This is a genomic window from Caballeronia sp. TF1N1 (genome assembly GCF_022878925.1).
Lineage (GTDB): Bacteria > Pseudomonadota > Gammaproteobacteria > Burkholderiales > Burkholderiaceae > Caballeronia.
The window spans coordinates 951,017-969,929 of sequence record NZ_CP084626.1 but is presented as its reverse complement, the minus strand read 5'-3'; the positions used below and the strand labels follow the sequence as shown (position 1 = coordinate 969,929).

Here is an 18,913-nt window from a genome sequence, read left to right as displayed (position 1 = left end):
CCGCGTGCGCGCTTTCAAGCGTGAAACCCGTGCGCGGGACTAGAATGATGAAGTCAGAAATCAGGGGCGCGCCGCAGCCGAAGCATCGCATGCGGCGTCGCGTTCAAGGGCAAACCGCGGGCCACCGCAATTGACAAGGCGCATTGCGCCGACAACTCGACATGACATCCGCTCTCGACCAGCTCAAGCAATACACCACCGTCGTCGCCGATACCGGCGACTTCCAGCAATTCGTCGCGTTCAAGCCGCAGGACGCCACGACCAATCCGTCGCTGATCCTGAAGGCCGTGCAGAAGGACGACTACAAGCCGCTGCTCGAGAAGACCGTCAAGGAGCACAAGGACAAGCCGATGGGTCAGATCATCGACAATCTGCTCGTCGCGTTCGGCACCGAGATTCTGAAGATCATTCCGGGCCGCGTATCGACCGAAGTCGACGCACGCCTTTCGTTCGACACCAAAGGCTCGATCGACAAGGCACACGAAATCATCAAGCTGTACGACGCAGCGGGCATCTCGAAGGACCGCGTGCTGATCAAGCTGGCGTCCACGTGGGAAGGAATCCGCGCGGCCGAGGTGCTGCAAAAGGAAGGCATCCACTGCAACATGACGCTCTTGTTCTCGCTGGCGCAAGCCGTCGCGTGCGCGGAAGCCGGTGCGCAACTGATCTCGCCGTTCGTCGGCCGCATCTACGACTGGTACAAGAAGTCCGCGGGCGCCGAATGGGACGAAGCGAAAATGGGCGGCGCGAACGATCCGGGCGTGCAGTCGGTGCGCCGCATCTACGCGTACTACAAAAAGTTCGGCTACAAGACGGAAGTCATGGGCGCGAGTTTCCGCACGGTGAGCCAGATCACGGAACTCGCGGGTTGCGATCTTTTGACCATCAGCCCCGATCTCCTGAAGAAACTCGCCGACAGCGACGAGAAGGTGGAGCGCAAGCTCTCCGCGGATTCGGTCAAGAACGAGAACGTCGAGAAGATCAGCGTCGATGAGCCGACCTTCCGCTTCCTCGTCAACGACGACGCCATGGCCACCGAAAAACTCGCGGAAGGTATCCGCGCGTTCGCTGCCGATGCAATAAAGCTCGAAAAGCTGATTACCGCGCTTCAATAAGCCGGGCGCTTCCCCGCATGCAGTACAACAAAATGGCGCACTCACACTGCGCCATTTTGTTGTCATGGGTCAGTGTTTCTGTAAACGCACTATTCCCGTTTATTTTGACCTAAATTGACCTTTTCCCAGTTTCCATAAACGCGCGTTGCAATAGACTGCGAGGCTCTGAGGCAAAACGTAAGAGCTTAAAAAGTCAGTCATGCAACTCGATACTTATGTGTTCTTCAACGGCGACTGCGCGGACGCGCTCGCTCTCTACCAAACCGCACTCGGCGCGGAGATTCATGCGCTGATCCGCTTTCGCGACACGCCCGACAGCGCGAGCGTTCCGCCCGAATGGCAGGACAAGGTCATGCACGCGCTCTTCAGCGTGGGACCTAACGCCATCATGGTGTCGGACGGCCAGTTCGGTCAGCCGTCGAAGGCTTATCAGGGCTTCACGCTGTCCATCGCCGCCGACGACGCGGCTTCCGGCGAGCGCATGTTCAACCAGCTCGTCGTAGGCGGCGAAGTGCTGACCCCGTGGCAGGCCACGTTCTTCACGGCAGGCTTCGGCATGCTGAAGGATCGTTTTGGCGTGCCCTGGCTCATCAACGTGGTCAATACCACCGAGGAAGCACCCGCGCAGGCGTGACAGCTCACTCACTGAAGGCGCGAGACGAGCACAGTCAATCGTTGAGCGGCCGTGCGCCTTCTATGTTCCACTGCCGCTCGATCTCACTCAGTCGCAAGCGCAGGCGTTCCACCTGCTCCGCAAAACGCATGGCGAGCCAGTGCATGCCCTGCGTCGATAAATCCCTTTCGTTCGCTTCTCCTGGCATCGGCGTGAATACGGTCAGGTCCACGCGTCGGTGCAAAAGACCCACGCGCCCGAAACGCAGCGCGCGCGACATGCGCAGCAGCTTGTGCCGCGCCTCCTGCTCACGCGGCGTGCAGTCGATGCCGAAATTCTCCACCGCCGACGAAGCCAGCATCTCCAGCGCCGCCAGGATCGAACGATGCAGGCGCTGAATCTCCTCTAGCCGCGCAATTGGCACATGTGTTTCCTTTGCGACCGATTCCATCAAGCCGCGCGCCTGCACGAGACGCTGGCTCATCGCGAGCAAGCGCCGCGTGGTTTCCTCGGGCAACAGCGGCTTGCCATCGAGCAATGTGCCGTAAAGCCGCGCGCATTCGCGCAGGTTGTCCGCCAGCCGATAGCGCCACGAATACGTTGCGTACTGCGGCAGCACGAACGAGAACGCCAGCGCGATGGCAATGCCGATCATCACATTGGCCGTGCGCCACAGCCCGACATCGAAGGAAAGATCGCCATGACCGGAGACGATGACCATTGTGATCGCGGTCAGCAGCGCGACATAGCCCGCCTTGCCGATTGCGTAGTAGGCGCACGCGCCCGCGAACAGGGACATTAGAAAGAAAAACAGCAGGAGCGAGCCGAACAGCGCATGCACGAGGATTAGAAAGAGGCCGATGCCCGCGCCGAGCGCCGTACCCAGTGCCCGTTCGACCGCTTTCTTGCGGATATTGCCGTAGTGCTGCAAGCCGCCGATCACGACCAGCAGCGACACCGACGCCCACACGCCATGCGGCACGTTGATGCCGGTCGTCACCAGAAACGAGGTTGCCATGCCGAGCGCGACGCGCACCGCGTGGATCACGTTCGCATGCCGGTATCGAAAATACGGCGAAGCGAGCCCGTGCATGAGCCGCCTTGCCTGCATGCGCCGGGGTGACACGGAAGTCTGTAAGGGCATGGTCGCTCGTGGTCCGAAGTCGAAACGCCCGCAACAGCCGGAAGGCGGTTACGGGCGTTCAGGGTATCAAACGCGGAGGAATCGCGCGATCAACCTTCCACGATGTCCAGATAATCTTCCGGACGTGTACGGTCATCCGAACGTTTGAGGCCGAGCGCGCGTACCAGCAGGCTCACGACGATGGACACCACGAGATTGACGATCAACGCCCACACCGCCGCATAGCCCGGCACGGCGTAGCCGAACATATGCACCGTGAAGATCGAGCCCTTGAGCTGCAGCGACACGGCCATCCACGTACCCGTGCCGATACCCACCGCCCAGCCGATCAGCAAACCGCGATGATCCAGCACGCGCGTATAGAGACCGAGCACGAGCGCGGGAAGCGTCTGGATGATCCAGATGCCGCCGAGCAGTTGCAACTGGATGGCATAAGTGAGCGGCAGCGCGAGAATGAACACCACCGCGCCCACTTTCACGATCAGCGAGACGAGCTTGGCGACGTTGGTTTCCTGCTCGGGCGTCATCGACCGGTTGACGAACTCGCGATGCACATTGCGCGTGTAGAGGTTGGCCGCCGCGATCGACATGATCGCCGCGGGCACCAGCGCGCCGATGCCGATGGCCGCGAACGCCACGCCCACGAACCACGACGGGAAGTAATGCAGAAAGAGCGCCGGCACGGCGAAGTTCGCGCCATAGGCCTTGAAGTACGACGCGTATTCCGGCATGTCCTTCACGCCCGAGGCAAGCGCCATGTAGCCGAGCAGCGCGAGCAGCCCGAGCACGAGCGAGTACGCGGGCAACAGTGCCATGTTGCGGCGAATGGTGTTGCCTGAGTTCGACGAAAGAATCGCCGTCACCGAGTGCGGATACAGGAACAGCGCGAGCGCCGAACCCACCGCAAGCGTCGCGTACGCGCTGTAGCCGTTGAGGCTCGCGGTATCGGGCGCCTTCAAGAGCAGCTTGGCGGGCGGCACGACCCCGAAGATGTGCCCGAAGCCGCCGAGCTGCGCGGGAATGATGATCATCGCGGCGATGATGGTGATGTAGATCAGGACGTCCTTCACCACGGCGATCATCGCGGGCGCGCGCAGGCCCGAGGTGTACGTGTAGGCCGCGAGAATCGCGAACGCGATGATGAGCGGCATGTCGCCGAGCAACCCTTGTGTCGAAAAGCCGAGCGCGCCGATCACCACTTCGATGCCCACGAGTTGCAACGCGATATACGGCATGGTCGCGACGATACCCGTCACGGCGATCGCCAGCGCGAGCATGCGGCTGTTGTAGCGTGCATGCACGAAGTCGGCGGCGGTTACGTAGCCGTGCCGCTTCGCGATACTCCACAGCTTCGGAAACACGACGAAGGCGAACGGATAGATCAGGATGGTGTAAGGCAGCGCGAAGAAGCCCGTCGCGCCCGCGCCGAACACGAGCGCCGGCACGGCCACGAAGGTGTACGCGGTGTAGAGATCGCCGCCGAGCAGGAACCACGTGACGACGGTTCCGAAGCGCCGGCCGCCCAAGCCCCATTCGTCGAGCTGGCCGAGATCGCCCTTGCGCCAGTGCGCGGCGATGAAGCCGAGAATCGTCACGCCGACGAAGAACAGGACGAAGACGAAAGTCGCGGTGAGATTCATCATCGCGGGGCTCCTTGTCGGGGCGTGGCACGACCCGAGGACAGCGCCTTGGTCTTCTTATAGACGACGGCCGTGATGACCGCGCTGATCAGCACCCACAGCAACTGATACCAGTAAAAAAACGGAAAGCCCCACAGAACCGGCTCGATCTTGTTGTAAAACGGCACCCAAACCACGCCGATCCACGGAAGGATCAGAAGCCAGAGCCAATGCTTGTTGCGTGGTTGTCCTGTGCCGGTCGCAGCTTCGTGAGCCATGACGGTCTCCCTATTGTTTTGAGCATTCGCTTTGGGCGCGGCCAGGCGAGGACGGTCGGTCGCTCGCTCGAAAGGCCGGTTGCCATCTTGCATGGCACGCCGCTGAAAGCGCCCCGAAATAACAGGAGGAGTATATGGACCGAAAAACGCGGGTCAAGCAGGGGGAATCCCGACTAATCCCCTGATAAGAAATGAGATCGTAAAAATCGCCGGGATGGCCTGCCTGGATTGGCTGGATTGGCTGGAGCGGATCCGAGGATCAGATGGTGAACGAACCGGTCATCGGCAGCTTCGCGATTTCGGCCAGGCCTTTTACCCACTTGCGCGCGGGCAGGCCGAGTTGCGCTTCGATCAGCCTGGCGCGGGCTTCGAGCGCGGCGAACGGCACGTCGAGCGTGGGACCGGCGAAGGCGAGCGCAATACGGTTGCCGTCGTGTACTTCCGGCAGCGCGATCACGCGATGGGCGAATGCCTCGTTCAGATGCCGCATGTTGCGCACGAAGCTCGGGTGATCGCCGAACAGGTTGATCGTGACGACGCCCGCATCCGGCGTGAGACACGCCCGGCACGCGCGATAGAACGACACGCTGTCGAGCACGGGACCGCGCGCGCTGGCGTCGTAGATATCGATCTGCAGCGCACCGATGGTGCCGTGGTTCGCGCGGTCGTTGACGAACTCCCACGCGTCGCGTTCGGTGACGGTGAGGCGCGCGTCGTCGTACGGAAGCTCGAACATGGCGCGCGCGGCGATCACGACCGCCGGATTCAACTCGACCGCTTCGACTTGCGCGCGTTTCAGGAAGCGATAGCAGAACTTGGTGAGCGCGGCCGAGCCGAGCCCGAGTTGCACGATGCGCGCCGGCGTCTCGATGAAAAGCAGCCACGCCATCATCTGCTGCGCGTATTCGAGTTCGAGGTGATCGGGCTTTTTGATGCGCATCGCGCCCTGGATCCATTCAGTGCCGAAGTGCAGATAACGCACGCCGCCCTCTTCCGAGAACGTCACGGGCGCGAAGCGCGGCTTACGCGGCGCGTCGATGCGCGGCGCGTTGGCGAGATCGTCGTCATCGCCCTTGATGCGGCGGCGGTCCTGTTTCGCCGCGTCCTTGTTGCGGCCGAACGCGCGTGCTTCGGCGGATGCGCGCTTGATCAGATTCTTCATTGTGTGCTGAGAATGTCGCGCCAGACGCGCAGTTTTTGGTCGAACGAGAGCATAGCATTGGCCGCGCTCGACGAAGGCAGCACGAGCGTCGCGTAACCCGCGGCGCTCGCCTGCGCTTCGAAGCGGCCCGAAGTCTTGCCGTTGAAGCAGACTTTCCCGAGCGCGGGAAAGCGCGTGTGAAATGCGTCGAAGTCGTTTGCGGCGGCGTTGCGGATTGCGCTGTCGAGGCTGCCCTGGCGCTCGCATGCGGCGAGCACGTCCCATAAGCCGATCCGATGAACGAGCAGGCGTTGCAGACGTTCCTCGTAGCTGAATTCATGCAGCGGTTCGCCGATCACCGCGCCCACGAGCCGCCAGAATTGATTGCGCGGATGCGCGTAGTACTGCGTCGCCGTCAGCGATGCGACGCCCGGAAAGCTGCCGAGAATCAGCGTATGCGTGGCGCGGTCGGCCACGGGCGCGAATCCGGTCAGCGTCATCGGGCTTTCTCGTCCGCGACGCGCTTCGCATGCGAACTCAGGTGCTCGAACGCCCGCGCATGCTCACGATGATGAACACCCCGCGGTCTCGCCGATTCCGCGAGCCGGGCCCAGAGCGCATCGAGCATGCATTCGGTGACCATGAGCGGCGCGCCGTGGCGCAGGAATACCGAGCGGCGCGCGTGCAGGGCATGTCCGGGCGGCGTTTCGCGCAAGGCCAGCGCATGCAGCGGATGCCGCGCGGTGACGACGCGGCTTGCGAGTACGGAACGGGACACGCTGCTGTCGCTGTAGAGAAGTTCGGCGAGCGGGCGGGTGCGCAGGCGGCGCATCGATTGCCAGATGCCCGTGCTGTGCGACAGCGCGACGATGCTGTGCGCGACTACAACTGCGACGCCATCGACCTTCAACGCGACTTCGCGCGTCCACACCGGCGTGCGCGGCGTGACGCCGAGCGCTTGCCATTCGTCAAGCCACGGCGCGGCGACGCATTCGCGCGTCACTTCCACAGTGACTTGTCCTAGCGCGCAAGTGCGCGGTCAGGGAGCCGCCGCGTGTGAGCCAGTCTTTTTGATGCCTCGTAAGCGATGCGAGCGGCGCGCTGCGCCAATGGCGGTCGACGGGATCGGTGCAGGTCAGCATGGCGTTGATTATAAAACCGTGCTTGCCCTTCGGACAAATCGTATGGAATGGCGGCGCGCAACGCAGCACACTGAATTGCAGACCGTGGATTTCACGATCAGCGCATTTATAAAAGGATATCTAAATGTCTAAAAACACAAAGCAGACGTCGAACAAGGTGGCGCATTTGGCATCCGAGACGCTTCATGATCCGAAAGCATCGGAGATCAAAAAGAGTCTTGCCGCGTCGGCTCTATCACAGGCCCATAGCGCGAAGCAAACAAGCGGCGCGATGGAGCACAAGGCAAGCGAAGTGCTGAAAAGCGCGAAGTATTCGAAGGAAACGAAGACGCTAGCTGCTTCCGTGCTCGCCCAGTCCAACAAGGAGCGCAAGTAAAAATACGCGCTGCCGGTCCGTTCCGGCAGCGCGCATCCAAAGGTCGAGACTTCAAGCGCGCTAACGACAACGCTTTAGTCCGCTTCCGTGCCAGAGCGGGCCAAGAAGTCGTAGCCGCAAAAAAACGCGCCGTCGAAACCCCAACGGCGCGTCCTTCACCTCAACAACCAACCCTCGACCTCAACGCGCCAACAACAACGCATTCGTCCGCTTCACGAAACTCGCCGGATCTTCCAGCGATCCGCCTTCGGCCAGCAACGCCTGATCGAACAGCAGATGACACCAATCCGCGAAATTCGCGCCATCGGTCTGCAGCGCCTTCACCAGCGGATGTTCCGGGTTCACTTCGAGAATCGGCTCCATCTTCGGTGCGTTCTGCCCCGCTGCCTTCAGCATGCGTTGCAGGTAGCCGCTCATGTCGCCTTCGTCGGCCACGAGACAGCTCGGCGAGTCGGTCAGGCGGAAGGTCAGGCGCACGTCCTTGGCCTTGCCTTCGAGCGCTTCCTTCATCTTCTCGACGAGCGGCTTGAATTCCCCGCCGACCTTTTCCTGCTGCTGCTTTTCCTCGTCGTTCAGCGCGCCCAGATCGAGGTCGCCACGCGCGACGCTCGCCAGCGGCTTGCCGTCGAATTCGTTGAGGAAGGACAGCATCCATTCGTCGACGCGATCCGTCAGCAACAGCACTTCCACGCCCTTCTTGCGAAACACTTCCAGATGCGGACTGTTCTTCGCGGCCTGCCAGCTGTCCGCGGTGACGTAATAGATCTTCGTCTGCTCGGGCTTCATGCGCGAGACGTAATCGGCGAGCGAGACGTTTTGCACGTCGGAGTCGTTATGCGTCGACGCAAAACGCACCAGCTTCGCGATGCGATCCCGGTTGCTGAAATCCTCGCCAATGCCTTCCTTCAGCACCTGACCGAATTCCTTCCAGAAATTCGTGTACTTTTCTCGGTCGGCTTCGTCGGTTGCTTCGGCCGATGACGATGCGATTTCTTCCAGCATCGACAGCACGCGCTTGCTCACGCCTTCGCGAATTGCCTTCACGTCGCGGCTTTCCTGCAGGATCTCGCGCGAGACGTTGAGCGGCAGATCGGCCGAATCGACCACGCCCTTCACGAAGCGCAGATACGCGGGCAGCAATTGCTCGGCATCGTCCATGATGAAGACGCGCTTCACGTAGAGCTTGAGGCCGCCGCGATGCTCACGGTTCCACAGATCGAACGGCGCGTGCTTCGGCACATACAGCAGTTGCGTGTATTCGCTGCGGCCTTCCACGCGGTTGTGCGTCCACGCGAGCGGGTCGTCGTGATCGTGCGAAATATGCTGGTAGAACTGCTTGTATTGCTCGTCGGTGATGTCGCTCTTGTTACGCGTCCACAGCGCGCTTGCCTGATTGACGGTCTCGTCTTCGTCCTTCTCGACCATCTCGCTCTTCTCGGCGTCCCATTCTTCCTTCTTCATGAGGATGGGCAGCGCGACGTGATCCGAATACTTCTGGATGATCGACTTGAGCTTGTGACTCGAAAGCAGTTCGTCCTCTTCCGGACGAAGATGCAGCGTGATGGTCGTGCCGCGTTGCGCGCGCTCGATATTCTCGACTTCGAACTCGCCTTCGCCCGCGCTCGTCCAGCGCACGCCTTCCGATGCCGGCAGACCGGCGCGGCGCGATTCCACCGTGATCTTGTCGGCGACGATGAAGCCCGAGTAAAAGCCCACGCCGAATTGTCCGATGAGCGCGGCGTCCTTTTGCTGGTCGCCGGAGAGCTTCGAGAAGAACTCTTTCGTGCCCGAGCGCGCGATCGTGCCCAGATGCGAGATGGCTTCTTCGCGGCTCATGCCAATGCCGTTGTCGTCGATGGTGACGGTGCGCGCCGCCTTGTCGAACGACACGCGGATACGCAGGTCCGGATCGTTCTCGTAGAGCGCGCTGTTTTCGATTGCCTCGAAGCGCAGCTTGTCTGCCGCGTCCGATGCGTTCGAGATCAGCTCGCGCAGGAAGATTTCCTTGTTGCTGTAGAGCGAATGAATCATCAGTTGCAGAAGCTGCTTCACTTCCGCCTGAAAGCTCATGGTTTCTTGCGCCATGGTCGGGTCCTCTGGTTGAGTTTTATAGATGCGGTTCGGAATGCGCGGCGTGCGATCTTAAGCCACTTGCATGGCATGCGCCGCGAACACACGCAGAATTCGTCCGATATATGGGCGGGACGGGCTATTTCAAGAGCCGGTGAAAAGCCGGTTAGGATGACGCTTTAGCACGACCGATCGCCCGACCATGTTTCACACGCCGAAGCCCTTGATACGCGCACGGCCGCTCACGCCCGGTGAGATCGCGCTGGCGCGGTGCGTGTTCGGCGCTTCGATCGATTATTCGACGGTCCGCGTTCACGCTCGCGGCTATCTGCCGTTCGGACTGCAACCGCGACACACCGCGATGGCGCCGAACGGCAACCTCTATTTTCCACGCGCATGCTACCAGCACGACTTCTCCGCCTGCGACCTCGGTGAGCGCATGTGGTTCATCCACGAGATGACGCATGTGTGGCAGTTCCAGCTCGGCTATTGGGTGAGGCTGCGCGGGGCGATTCGTATCGGTCTGCCTTATCGCTATGCGCTTGCGGCCGACAAAGGTCTCGCGGACTACAACATGGAAGCGCAAGGCAACCTGCTTGCCGACTATTACGCGCTTAAGTTTTGCGGCGGACAGGCGCGGCTCTATGAGCATCGGTATCGGTTGATGCCGGGTGCGCTTGCGCTCTTCGAACACGTGCTGGCGGGGTTTTTGAATGCGCCATCGGACCGGCGGCATTTGCCGCGTCTTCGGAAACGGCGGCGTCGGGAGAGTTGACGTGCCGCTGGGGTGCGCGGTTTTCCACGACACCATTCAGCCAAGCCGCTCGCCTAGGAACCCCGCCGCGCCGTCTTTTCCCGATGACTCGCCAGCAACTCCGGCAACGCCGGATCGCCGCAGTTGGCGATGTTGAAGCGCATCCACGTAGTCGGCGACTGATTCGGCGAAAACAGGCTGCCCGGCGTCAATAAAAAGCCGGCTTCGTGCCCCGCCGCCGCGAGACTTTCCGAATCGACACCCGTGTCGGCCCAAAGAAACATGCCGGCCGATGGCGTCGTGAACAGCTTCAGACCGGTCTTTTCCAGCATGCGGGCGGTCTTGTCACGCACGGCGTCGAGCCGCCCGCGCAGCCGTTCGACGTGCCGCCGGTAATGCCCTTCGGTCAACACCTTGTAAAGCACGCGTTCGTTGAGTTCGGGCGTCGTCATGCCGACGAGCATCTTCTGATCGGCGAGCGCCTTCGCCACTTCCGCCGATGCCGCGACATAACCCACGCGCAGATTCGCGGCGAGCGTTTTCGAAAAGCTGCCGAGAAAGATCACGCGCTTGAGTTGATCGAGCGATGCAAGGCGCGTTGCCGGATACGAAGGCGCACACAGATCGCCGTAAATATCGTCCTCGATGACCATGAAGTCGTACTGCTGCGCGAGTTGCAGGATGCGGAACGCCTGCGCCGCCGTGAGCGACGTGCCGGTCGGGTTCTGCAGCACCGAGTTGATGATCAGCATCTTCGGCCGCCAGGTCGCGACGAGCGATTCGAGCGCGTCGAGATCGGGCCCATCCGGCGTGTACGGCATGCCGACGAGCCGCGCGCCCTGCGATGCGAAACGGCCGAACATCTGGAACCACGCGGGATCGCCGACGATCACCGCATCGCCCGGCTTGACGTAAAGGCGCGAAATCAGGTCGATGGCCTGCGTGATGCCCGACACCATCACGATCTGCTGCTCGGTCGCGCCGATCTCCAGTTCCGCGAGACGCGTCTGCAACTGCAGCCGCAGCGGCAGAAAACCATGCGGCGTGCCCATGCCGAGCATCTGCGCGCCGGACATCCGGCTCATCGAGCGCAGCGCGTTGGTGATGAGCTCGCCGTCGAGCCACCGGTTCGGCAGATAGCCGAGCCCCGGCCCCTTCTCGGGGCTCGAACTGTGCAGCATGTTGCGCAGAAGCCAGACCACGTCGATCGCGTTCTGCACGGGCGCCTGCTCCGGCGCCGGGCTCGCGACGGCCACGATACGGTCGCGCACGTAGAAGCCCGACCCGCGCCGCGAATCGAGATAGCCGTGCGCGACGAGCCGCTCATAAGCCTCGACCACGGTGAAGCGCGACACGCCTTTATCGACCGCCAGCTTGCGGATGGACGGCATGCGCATCCCCGGCCGGAACACCCGTTCGTCGATGCGGCGGCGTCCCCACTGCACGAGCTGATCGACGAGCGTTAGCTGCGCGGCGTCGTGCGGAGCGGGAATCTGATCGAGCGGGACGGACATGCGGGCCTCCGTGGCGGATATGCGGTTCAGGCGAAGTGTTCAAAATGCTCGAAACTGTACAGAACAGTATTCCGCCGATTGTACCGTTACTGTTCTGGTGGCAGCAGCTACATTCTGCATTCGGGCTGCACTGGATGGCGCATCCTTTCCTAACCGTGCGCTTCGGGCGGCGCGGGCGAGCGGTTATGCTATCGGCCCCTGTATTGACGCTTCGGGCTTGTGCCATGACCGCTCATCCGCTGAAACTCGACCATCTCGTGATCGCCGCGCGCACGCTTGCCGAGGGCGCGCCATTTATCGCCGCGAAGTTCGGCGTGGAGACCGCGCCCGGTGGCGCGCATCCGCTCATGCGCACTCACAACCGGCTCTTGAGCCTGTGGGGCGGCGCTTATATCGAAGTGATCGCAATCGATCCGGACGCGCCTTCGCCCGCCACATCGCGCCCGCGCCTCTTCGCGCTCGACGACCCGGCATTGCAGCGTCGCCTCGAAGACGGTCCGCAGCTCGTGCACTGGGTGCTTCGTGTGGATCGGCCGAAGTCGCTCGTGCGCTGGCAGGAGCAGTATCCGGAACGCATCGCGCCCGTGGTGGCAATGTCGCGCTCCGGCAATACGTGGGGGCTGACGGTGCCGGACGACGGCGCGTTCCCCGCGTGGCAAGGCGCGGGCGATGGCGTGTTGCCCGCGCTGATCCAATGGGATACGCCGCGTCATCCGAGCGATACGTTGCCGCAAACGGGCATTGCGCTGGCATCGCTCACGGGGTTTCATCCGAACGCGGATGCGGTGGCGCAACAGCTCGAATGGCTCGGCGCGGCGCATCTGATGCAAGTCGAGCCAACGCGTGGCGCGCCCGCTCTCGTCGCGCGTTTCGAGCTGCCAGATGGCTCGATGGTGACGCTCGGCGAATCGGCGGAATCGGTGGAGGCGGCGCGGCTTGCGAACGAGCAGGCGCGGCAGGCGGCAGGCAAGCGAAGGCGTGTGCGGGACAAGGCTGCGGCGGTTGCGGCGGATGGCGATTCGTCTGCCGAAGAAGGCGGTGCATCCAGCATGCAAAGCGATCCGCGCGAACTGCAAGCCGAGACGAATGAGCAAGTCAAAGCCGAAGCCGCACCGACCGACGACAAAGACAACGACAAAGACAACGACGACTAACCAGCGAGCCCAAGAGCCCGCCCCAAAGGAGACATGGAACGATGAGAACCCGCGAAACCGAAGGCATGTTGCTCGGCCTGATCGGCGTCGTCATCTTCAGCCTCACGCTGCCGATGACGCGCATCGTCGTGCAGGAAGTGCATCCGCTTCTGAACGGGCTCGGGCGCGCGCTCGTCGCCGCGCTGCCCGCCGCCTTGCTGCTTGCATGGTGCCGCGAAAAGCGGCCGTCCTGGCCGCAGATCAAGAGCCTCGCGGTCGTGTCTCTTGGCGTGATCGTCGCGTTTCCGGTGTTTTCCGCCTGGGCGATGAAAACCGTCCCTGCGTCGCACGGCGCCGTGGTCAATGGCTTGCAGCCGCTGTGCGTCGCGATCTACGCCGCGTGGCTCTCGCACGAGCGGCCATCGAAACTCTTCTGGGTGAGCGCTATCGCGGGCAGCGCGATCGTCATCGCGTTCGCCTTGCAGACGGGCGGCGGCGGCGTGCAGGCAGGCGACCTTCTGATGCTCGTCGCGGTCGGCATCGGCGCGCTCGGCTATGCGGAAGGCGCGCGGCTCGCCAGACAGATGGGCGGATGGCAGGTGATCTGCTGGGCGCTCGTGCTATCGGCGCCCTTCCTCGTGCTGCCGGTCGGCTGGCTCGCGTGGGCGCATCACGCGGCTCATCCCGAGCCGCTCGCTTTACGCACGTGGCTCGCGTTCGGTTACGTGACGCTCTTCTCGCAGTTCATCGGCTTCTTCGCGTGGTACGCGGGCCTCGCGATGGGCGGCATCGCGCGTGTCGGACAAGTGCAATTGCTGCAGATTTTCTTCACGATGGCATTCTCCGCGCTCTTCTTCGGCGAACAGGTAAGCGCGACGACGTGGCTCTACGCGACCGCCGTCATCGTGACAGTCGTGCTCGGGCGCAAGACGGCGGTGCGCGCGGCGCCGCTGCCGGTTGCGGCGGCAAGCCCGAACAGCGCAAGATAAGCACCCAGGCCGAAAGCCCGAGACCGTGCACGCAAGTTCGCTTGGGCGATAATCGACATTTCAGGCGGCCGTGCACTTTGCCGCCGGATTCAGGATCAGCTTCAGCCAGTTGTAGTCAACCCCGGAAACCCCAAGCGAGACATTCCATGAATCAAGCCGATCTGCGCGCCACGCCGTGGCAACTTTCCGAACGCGCCCGCAAGCTCACCAGCTCGGCGATTCGTGAAATCCTCAAAGTCACGGAGCGGCCCGAAGTCATCTCCTTCGCGGGCGGCCTGCCCTCGCCGCAGACGTTTCCCGTCGAGGAAATGCGCGTCGCGTCCGAACGCATCTTGCGCGATCAGCCCGCCGCCGCGCTTCAGTACAGCGCGACCGAAGGCTACATGCCGCTGCGCGAATGGATCGCGGCGCGTTATTCGAAAGACGGCGTGACCATTCGTCCGACGCAGGTGCTCATCACAACGGGCTCGCAGCAAGCGCTCGATCTGCTCGGCAAGACGCTCGTCGATCCCGGCAGCCGCGTGCTCGTCGAAACGCCGACTTATCTCGGCGCGCTGCAGTCCTTTTCGATGTTCGAGCCGCATTACGTGCAGATGCCGACGGACGAAGCCGGCCTCATCCCCGAAGGACTGAGCGCCGCGCTCACCGCCGATGCACGCCTGCTCTACGCACAGCCGAATTTCCAGAATCCGACGGGTCGCCGTCTGCCGCTGGAACGCCGCCGCGCGCTCGCCGCGTTCGCGCAAAGCGCCGCGTTTCCGATCATCGAGGACGACCCCTACGGCGCGCTCGATTACGCCGGCGCTCCGCTGCCCACGCTGCTCTCGATGGCGCCCGATCACATCGTCCATCTGGGCTCGTTCTCGAAAGTGCTGGCGCCGGGTCTGCGTGTGGGCTACATCATCGCGCCCGAGGAGCTGCACTTCAAACTGGTGCAGGCCAAGCAGGCAACCGATCTGCATACGCCGAGTCTCACGCAACGTATCGTTCATGAAGTCATCAAGGACGGCTTTCTCGATCGACATGTGCCGACCATCCGCGCGCTGTATCGCGACCAGTGTCAGGCCATGCTCGACGCGCTCGAACGTCACATGCCCGCCGGTGTCGAATGGAACCGGCCCGAAGGCGGCATGTTCGTGTGGGTGAAGCTGCCGAAGCATATCGATTCGATGAAGCTGCTCGAACAGTCCATCGCGGAGAACGTGGCGTTCGTGCCGGGCGGTCCGTTCTTCGCCAACGACGCCGAGCACAACACGCTGCGTCTTTCGTTCGTGACGGTGCCGCCCGCGAAGATCGACGAAGGCGTCGCCAGGCTCGGCGCACTGCTGCGCGCGAGCGTCTGATCCACGCGCGGCGCTTCATTGGCGTCGCGCTTCAATTCACTCCAGGAGTCATCGATGGCATCCAACGTTTACGACAAGCTGAAGGAACTCGGTATCGACCTGCCCACCGCGGGCGCGCCCGCCGCCGCCTACGTGATGAGCGCGCAGAGCGGCAACACGGTTTATCTGTCGGGACACATTGCCAAGAAAGACGGCAAGGTTTATACGGGCAAGCTCGGCGACACGCTTTCCACCGAAGAAGGCAAGGCCGCCGCGCGCAACGTGGCCATCGACCTGATCGCGACGCTGCACGCGCATGTGGGCGACCTTAACCGCGTGCGCCGTATCGTCAAGGTAATGAGCCTCGTCAATTCGACGCCAGACTTCACCGAGCAGCATCTCGTCACCAACGGCGCGTCCGAACTCATCGCGGATATTTTCGGCGATGCCGGCAAGCACGCGCGTTCGGCCTTCGGCGTGGCGCAGATTCCGCTTGGCGCATGCGTGGAAATCGAACTGATCGCCGAAGTGGCCTGACGCCTTCGCCTTCGCCTTCGCCTTCGCCGCCGTAACATTGCAAGAACCCGGCGTCATCAGGCGCCGGGTTTTTTGTTTGCACACTTGCCAAGAACGGCTGAAGACGCATGCGCGGCGAAAGCGCCTCGCCGATGCATTCGCGCCTGCCGAAACGATTCGTCGGCAGGCATCGGCAGCCATTTCGTTACGATATTCGATGGCACATTTTGCTTGCGGGACGTGGGTTCATCGGCAAGTCGTGCCACGCGTATACCCCTTGGCGACGCCCCTTTCCGAACTCGGGTCTGTTCGCTAATATCTGAACAATCGGGGACCACAAAAGCTCGAGCGCGATTCGTGTCGTATTCAGCCGCTTGCGCTTCGGCGCAAACGTATGCTGTCAGATAAGTCGCACCCTCATCGTCAAATCCGTGTTGTAGTTGCTTCAGTTGCCGCACGGCTTCAAGTAACCGCCGGGCGCCGAACGCTTTTCACGCGAAGCGCATGGCGCCAGATTCGCCATGCATCGTCGTTCGAAGCGTGGTCGCCCAACTCGCGCGGTATAGTGGCTCGTTTCGCCTCAACGCAAGAAGACATGGTCCGCTTCATACACATCGCGCGCTCGGCAGCTTGCAACCTCTCGTGCTCTTCGTCAGCCGAAGCGTTGCATGCCCTCGCGGGCCCACGCCTTCCATGAAGCGCTCGCGCATCAAGGCCAGCGCCGCGCGCTCCGTGACACCGGGCGCGCGGCGGCGGCGCGCACTGCTGCTCATTCCCGTGCTCGGCACACTGGTGCTGGTGTCGTTGTGGGCCGTGATCTTCACGCGGCTCTCGGTGGAACGTGAATCCACCACGCACGAATCCATGGCGTCCGCCGCCATCCTCTCCTCCGCGCTCGAACAGCACACGATCAAGGCGATCCATCAGGTCGATCAGATCACGCGCTTCGTCAAGTACGAATACGAGAAGTCGCCCAGCGAGTTCGATCTCATCGCGACCGTGGACAAAGGCGTCGTGCAGAGCGACACGCTCGTGCAAGTCTCGCTCATCGACGAACACGGCGCGCTCATCGCCACGACGGCCGATCCGCATCCGAAGCCCATCGACTTGTCGGATCGCGAGCACTTCAAGGTTCACGTCCACTCCAACGACGACCTGCTCTATATCAGCCGGCCTGTGCGCGGACGCGTCTCCGGCATCTGGACGCTGCAGATCACGCGGCGGTTGAATCACTCCGATGGCTCGTTCGCGGGCGTGGTCGTCGTTTCGGAAGACCCGGCGTACTTCACGAGCGATTTCTATAACGTCGCCTCCATCGGGCATGAAGGCGTGATCGCGGTCGTGTCCGACAACGGCTCGGTGCTCGCGCGCAGTACGGGCGGCGGCGCGGGCACTTCTGGCGTAGCTGGCGTATCCGGCGCCTCTGGCGCTTCGTCTGCGGCCTCCGACGCACGCGCGCCGAACGCCGTGGCCAAGGGCAGCGGCGCGCGCAACGCGAGCGGCCCCGTCCACGGCGAGTTCAGTGCGAGCGGCGTGTATCCGACCTCGGAGCACGCGTCGGGCATCTATGTCGATCCGATCGACGGCGTGAGGCGCATCGTGTCTTACCGGCATATCGACGGCTATCCGCTCGGCGTGCTCGTCGGCCTTTCGGAGCGCGAGGAACTCGTCGACTTCAATCACACGCGCAACGTGTATCTGCTGATGGCGGGCTTCATCTCGCTCGCGATGCTGGGCTTCTTCGCGGTCGCCACGGGTCTCATCGGCAAGCTGCTCGGGCGCGAGCGCGAGATGACGCATCTCGTCGAATACGATTTGCTGACAGGCTTGCGTAATCGCTATTCGACTCTGCGCGGGCTGCGGCAGGACGTGGCGCACACCGAGAACATCGGGCGGCTTGCGCTGCTCTTCATCGACCTCGACAACTTCAAGACCGTCAACGACACGCTCGGCCACAACGCGGGCGATATCGTCCTGCAGATGACGGCGTCGCGTCTCGCCGAAACCGTCGGACAAAGCGGCACGCTGTCGCGTATCGGCGGCGACGAGTTCGTGGTGGTCGTCAAGGGCGAGGAAGTGGAGCAGCGCGCGATCACGCTCGCCGACGACATCTCGACCATGTTCGCCACGCCGTTCGATGTGCGCGGCAGTGCGTTCGTGCTGCACGCGAGCATCGGCATTGCGCTCTTTTCGGTATCGAACGAAAGCGAGATCGATCTGCTGAAGAAGGCCGATCTCGCGATGTACAGCGCGAAGGACGCGGGCAAGAACTGCTATCAGTTCTATTCGCCGCAGTTGTCGCATCGCGCGGATCATCTGATGAAGTGGGAGCAGCAGTTGCGCGTCGCGTTGACGGAGCAGCAGCTCTTTCTCGTGTATCAGCCGAAGATCGATCTGGCGAGGCGCTGCATTACCGGGTTCGAGGCGCTCGTGCGCTGGAATCATCCGCAGCATGGGCTGATTCCCGCCAACGAATTCATTCCGGTTGCGGAGTCGACCGGCTTGATCGTCGCGGTGGGCGACTTCGTGGTTCACACGGCCTGCATGCAGCTCGCGCAATGGCAGCGCGAGGGCTACACCGGCTTGTCGCTCGCGGTGAACATATCGGCCGTGCAATTCTGGCGGGGAGACTTGCTTGAGACGGTGGCGCGATCCATCGAGGCGAGCGGCATTCCGTCGGACAAGCTCGAACTCGAGATCACCGAAACCGTGATGGTTGAATACCCCGAGCTCGTGCAGGAAAAGATCATGGCGTTGAAGCGTCTTGGCGTGCGTATCGCGCTGGACGACTTCGGCACGGGCTATTCGTCGCTGTCGTATCTGAACCGTTTTTCGGTGGATACCTTGAAGGTCGATCGCTCCTTCATCCAGGCGATTCCCGAAGACCGCAGCGTGTGCGTGATGGTGTCGGCCATCGTGAATCTCGCGCGTTCACTCGGCCTGACGGTGGTCGTGGAAGGCACGGAACGCGAAGAGCAGATCGTGTGGCTCGCGGCGCTCGGTCCGGTGGAAGCGCAAGGCTTCCTGTTCTCGCGGCCCGTCCCGGCGGATGGCGTGCAGGCCTTGCTCGACCGCTTTGGCGTATGCGGCTTGACACGAGAGGTCATGCCACGCTCGGAGAAAGATGCGGGCCATGCGGGTCAAGAGCCGCCGAGTCCCGCGCTGAGCGACGAACGCGGCGTTTGAG

The 18,913-nt window shown here is 62.6% G+C and carries 15 protein-coding genes and 2 pseudogenes; 9 read left to right on the top strand and 8 right to left on the bottom strand.

The genetic code is table 11. The features are described 5' to 3' along the window. The first annotated feature begins 161 nt into the window (after positions 1–161). Both tal and LDZ28_RS04450 read left to right on the top strand, forming a co-directional pair. Positions 162–1,115 (top strand): transaldolase, encoded by a 954-nt coding sequence (gene tal, locus LDZ28_RS04455; RefSeq protein WP_244827503.1) that lies wholly within the window; start codon positions 162–164, stop codon positions 1,113–1,115. Between the two features lie 199 nt (positions 1,116–1,314). Then, entirely contained in the window at positions 1,315–1,749 is a 435-nt protein-coding gene (locus LDZ28_RS04450; RefSeq protein WP_244827502.1) for a VOC family protein, read from the top strand. A gap of 34 nt (positions 1,750–1,783) precedes the next feature. On the opposite strand, the gene LDZ28_RS04445 is transcribed toward LDZ28_RS04450, so the two are convergent. The 6 genes and pseudogenes from LDZ28_RS04445 to LDZ28_RS04420 form a co-directional block, all read right to left on the bottom strand. After that, complete coding sequence (locus LDZ28_RS04445; protein ID WP_244827501.1) at positions 1,784–2,872, bottom strand: FUSC family protein; 1,089 nt, start codon at positions 2,870–2,872, stop codon at positions 1,784–1,786. A gap of 89 nt (positions 2,873–2,961) precedes the next feature. Then, complete coding sequence (mctP, locus tag LDZ28_RS04440; RefSeq protein WP_244827999.1) at positions 2,962–4,512, bottom strand: monocarboxylate uptake permease MctP; 1,551 nt, start codon at positions 4,510–4,512, stop codon at positions 2,962–2,964. Further along, positions 4,512–4,769 (bottom strand): DUF3311 domain-containing protein, encoded by a 258-nt coding sequence (locus LDZ28_RS04435; protein WP_244827500.1) that lies wholly within the window; start codon positions 4,767–4,769, stop codon positions 4,512–4,514. The genes mctP and LDZ28_RS04435 overlap by 1 nt, the downstream gene beginning before the upstream one ends. A 259-nt stretch (positions 4,770–5,028) precedes the next feature. After that, positions 5,029–5,931 carry a spermidine synthase gene (locus LDZ28_RS04430; protein WP_244827499.1) on the bottom strand — a complete coding sequence of 301 codons (903 nt, stop codon included), beginning with the start codon at positions 5,929–5,931 and terminating at the stop codon, positions 5,029–5,031. Next, entirely contained in the window at positions 5,928–6,410 is a 483-nt protein-coding gene (locus LDZ28_RS04425; protein ID WP_244827498.1) for a DNA-deoxyinosine glycosylase, read from the bottom strand. Before LDZ28_RS04425 ends, LDZ28_RS04430 begins: the two co-directional genes overlap by 4 nt. Beyond that, positions 6,407–7,052, bottom strand: a pseudogene (locus LDZ28_RS04420) (chorismate lyase). Before LDZ28_RS04420 ends, LDZ28_RS04425 begins: the two are co-directional and overlap by 4 nt. A 124-nt stretch (positions 7,053–7,176) precedes the next feature. On the opposite strand from LDZ28_RS04420, the gene LDZ28_RS04415 reads away from it, so the two are divergent. Then, positions 7,177–7,428: a hypothetical protein gene (locus LDZ28_RS04415; protein ID WP_244827497.1), complete on the top strand. Its 252-nt coding sequence runs from the start codon at positions 7,177–7,179 to the stop codon at positions 7,426–7,428. 180 nt (positions 7,429–7,608) lie between these two features. On the opposite strand, the gene htpG is transcribed toward LDZ28_RS04415, so the two are convergent. After that, positions 7,609–9,513 carry a molecular chaperone HtpG gene (htpG, locus tag LDZ28_RS04410; RefSeq protein ID WP_244827496.1) on the bottom strand — a complete coding sequence of 635 codons (1,905 nt, stop codon included), beginning with the start codon at positions 9,511–9,513 and terminating at the stop codon, positions 7,609–7,611. Between the two features lie 187 nt (positions 9,514–9,700). Between htpG and LDZ28_RS04405 the strand changes: the two genes are divergently transcribed. Then, positions 9,701–10,273 (top strand): Rhs element Vgr protein, encoded by a 573-nt coding sequence (locus LDZ28_RS04405; RefSeq protein WP_244827495.1) that lies wholly within the window; start codon positions 9,701–9,703, stop codon positions 10,271–10,273. Positions 10,274–10,326: 53 nt separating this feature from the next. On the opposite strand, the gene LDZ28_RS04400 is transcribed toward LDZ28_RS04405, so the two are convergent. Then, complete coding sequence (locus LDZ28_RS04400) at positions 10,327–11,766, bottom strand: PLP-dependent aminotransferase family protein (protein WP_244827494.1); 1,440 nt, start codon at positions 11,764–11,766, stop codon at positions 10,327–10,329. A 224-nt stretch (positions 11,767–11,990) separates the two neighbouring features. Here LDZ28_RS04400 and LDZ28_RS04395 point away from each other — a divergent pair. The 5 genes and pseudogenes from LDZ28_RS04395 to LDZ28_RS04375 form a co-directional block, all read left to right on the top strand. Beyond that, positions 11,991–12,653 (top strand): annotated as a pseudogene (locus LDZ28_RS04395) (VOC family protein); the annotation flags it as partial. Between the two features lie 308 nt (positions 12,654–12,961). Next, entirely contained in the window at positions 12,962–13,888 is a 927-nt protein-coding gene (locus tag LDZ28_RS04390) for a DMT family transporter (protein ID WP_244827493.1), read from the top strand. Positions 13,889–14,034: 146 nt separating this feature from the next. Beyond that, positions 14,035–15,231 carry a PLP-dependent aminotransferase family protein gene (locus tag LDZ28_RS04385; protein WP_244827492.1) on the top strand — a complete coding sequence of 399 codons (1,197 nt, stop codon included), beginning with the start codon at positions 14,035–14,037 and terminating at the stop codon, positions 15,229–15,231. 54 nt (positions 15,232–15,285) lie between these two features. Further along, positions 15,286–15,747, top strand: coding sequence for a RidA family protein (locus LDZ28_RS04380; RefSeq protein ID WP_244827491.1), 462 nt, complete (start codon positions 15,286–15,288; stop codon positions 15,745–15,747). A gap of 672 nt (positions 15,748–16,419) precedes the next feature. Beyond that, the gene (locus tag LDZ28_RS04375) at positions 16,420–18,912 is read left to right on the top strand and encodes an EAL domain-containing protein (RefSeq protein WP_244827490.1); all 2,493 of its coding nucleotides are present in this window, start codon (positions 16,420–16,422) and stop codon (positions 18,910–18,912) included. Position 18,913 lies beyond the last annotated feature (1 nt).

What these genes read in the sequence shown, in the direction of transcription:
- LDZ28_RS04425 (WP_244827498.1), bottom strand. Translation starts at nt 6,410, where the DNA reads ATGACGCTGACCGGATTCGCGCCCGTGGCCGACCGCGCCACGCATACG.
- LDZ28_RS04450 (WP_244827502.1), top strand. Translation starts at nt 1,315, where the DNA reads ATGCAACTCGATACTTATGTGTTCTTCAACGGCGACTGCGCGGACGCG.
- htpG (WP_244827496.1), bottom strand. Translation starts at nt 9,513, where the DNA reads ATGGCGCAAGAAACCATGAGCTTTCAGGCGGAAGTGAAGCAGCTTCTG.
- LDZ28_RS04435 (WP_244827500.1), bottom strand. Translation starts at nt 4,769, where the DNA reads ATGGCTCACGAAGCTGCGACCGGCACAGGACAACCACGCAACAAGCAT.
- LDZ28_RS04390 (WP_244827493.1), top strand. Translation starts at nt 12,962, where the DNA reads ATGAGAACCCGCGAAACCGAAGGCATGTTGCTCGGCCTGATCGGCGTC.
- LDZ28_RS04375 (WP_244827490.1), top strand. Translation starts at nt 16,420, where the DNA reads ATGAAGCGCTCGCGCATCAAGGCCAGCGCCGCGCGCTCCGTGACACCG.
- tal (WP_244827503.1), top strand. Translation starts at nt 162, where the DNA reads ATGACATCCGCTCTCGACCAGCTCAAGCAATACACCACCGTCGTCGCC.
- LDZ28_RS04400 (WP_244827494.1), bottom strand. Translation starts at nt 11,766, where the DNA reads ATGTCCGTCCCGCTCGATCAGATTCCCGCTCCGCACGACGCCGCGCAG.
- LDZ28_RS04405 (WP_244827495.1), top strand. Translation starts at nt 9,701, where the DNA reads ATGTTTCACACGCCGAAGCCCTTGATACGCGCACGGCCGCTCACGCCC.
- LDZ28_RS04445 (WP_244827501.1), bottom strand. Translation starts at nt 2,872, where the DNA reads ATGCCCTTACAGACTTCCGTGTCACCCCGGCGCATGCAGGCAAGGCGG.
- mctP (WP_244827999.1), bottom strand. Translation starts at nt 4,512, where the DNA reads ATGAATCTCACCGCGACTTTCGTCTTCGTCCTGTTCTTCGTCGGCGTG.
- LDZ28_RS04430 (WP_244827499.1), bottom strand. Translation starts at nt 5,931, where the DNA reads ATGAAGAATCTGATCAAGCGCGCATCCGCCGAAGCACGCGCGTTCGGC.
- LDZ28_RS04380 (WP_244827491.1), top strand. Translation starts at nt 15,286, where the DNA reads ATGGCATCCAACGTTTACGACAAGCTGAAGGAACTCGGTATCGACCTG.
- LDZ28_RS04385 (WP_244827492.1), top strand. Translation starts at nt 14,035, where the DNA reads ATGAATCAAGCCGATCTGCGCGCCACGCCGTGGCAACTTTCCGAACGC.
- LDZ28_RS04415 (WP_244827497.1), top strand. Translation starts at nt 7,177, where the DNA reads ATGTCTAAAAACACAAAGCAGACGTCGAACAAGGTGGCGCATTTGGCA.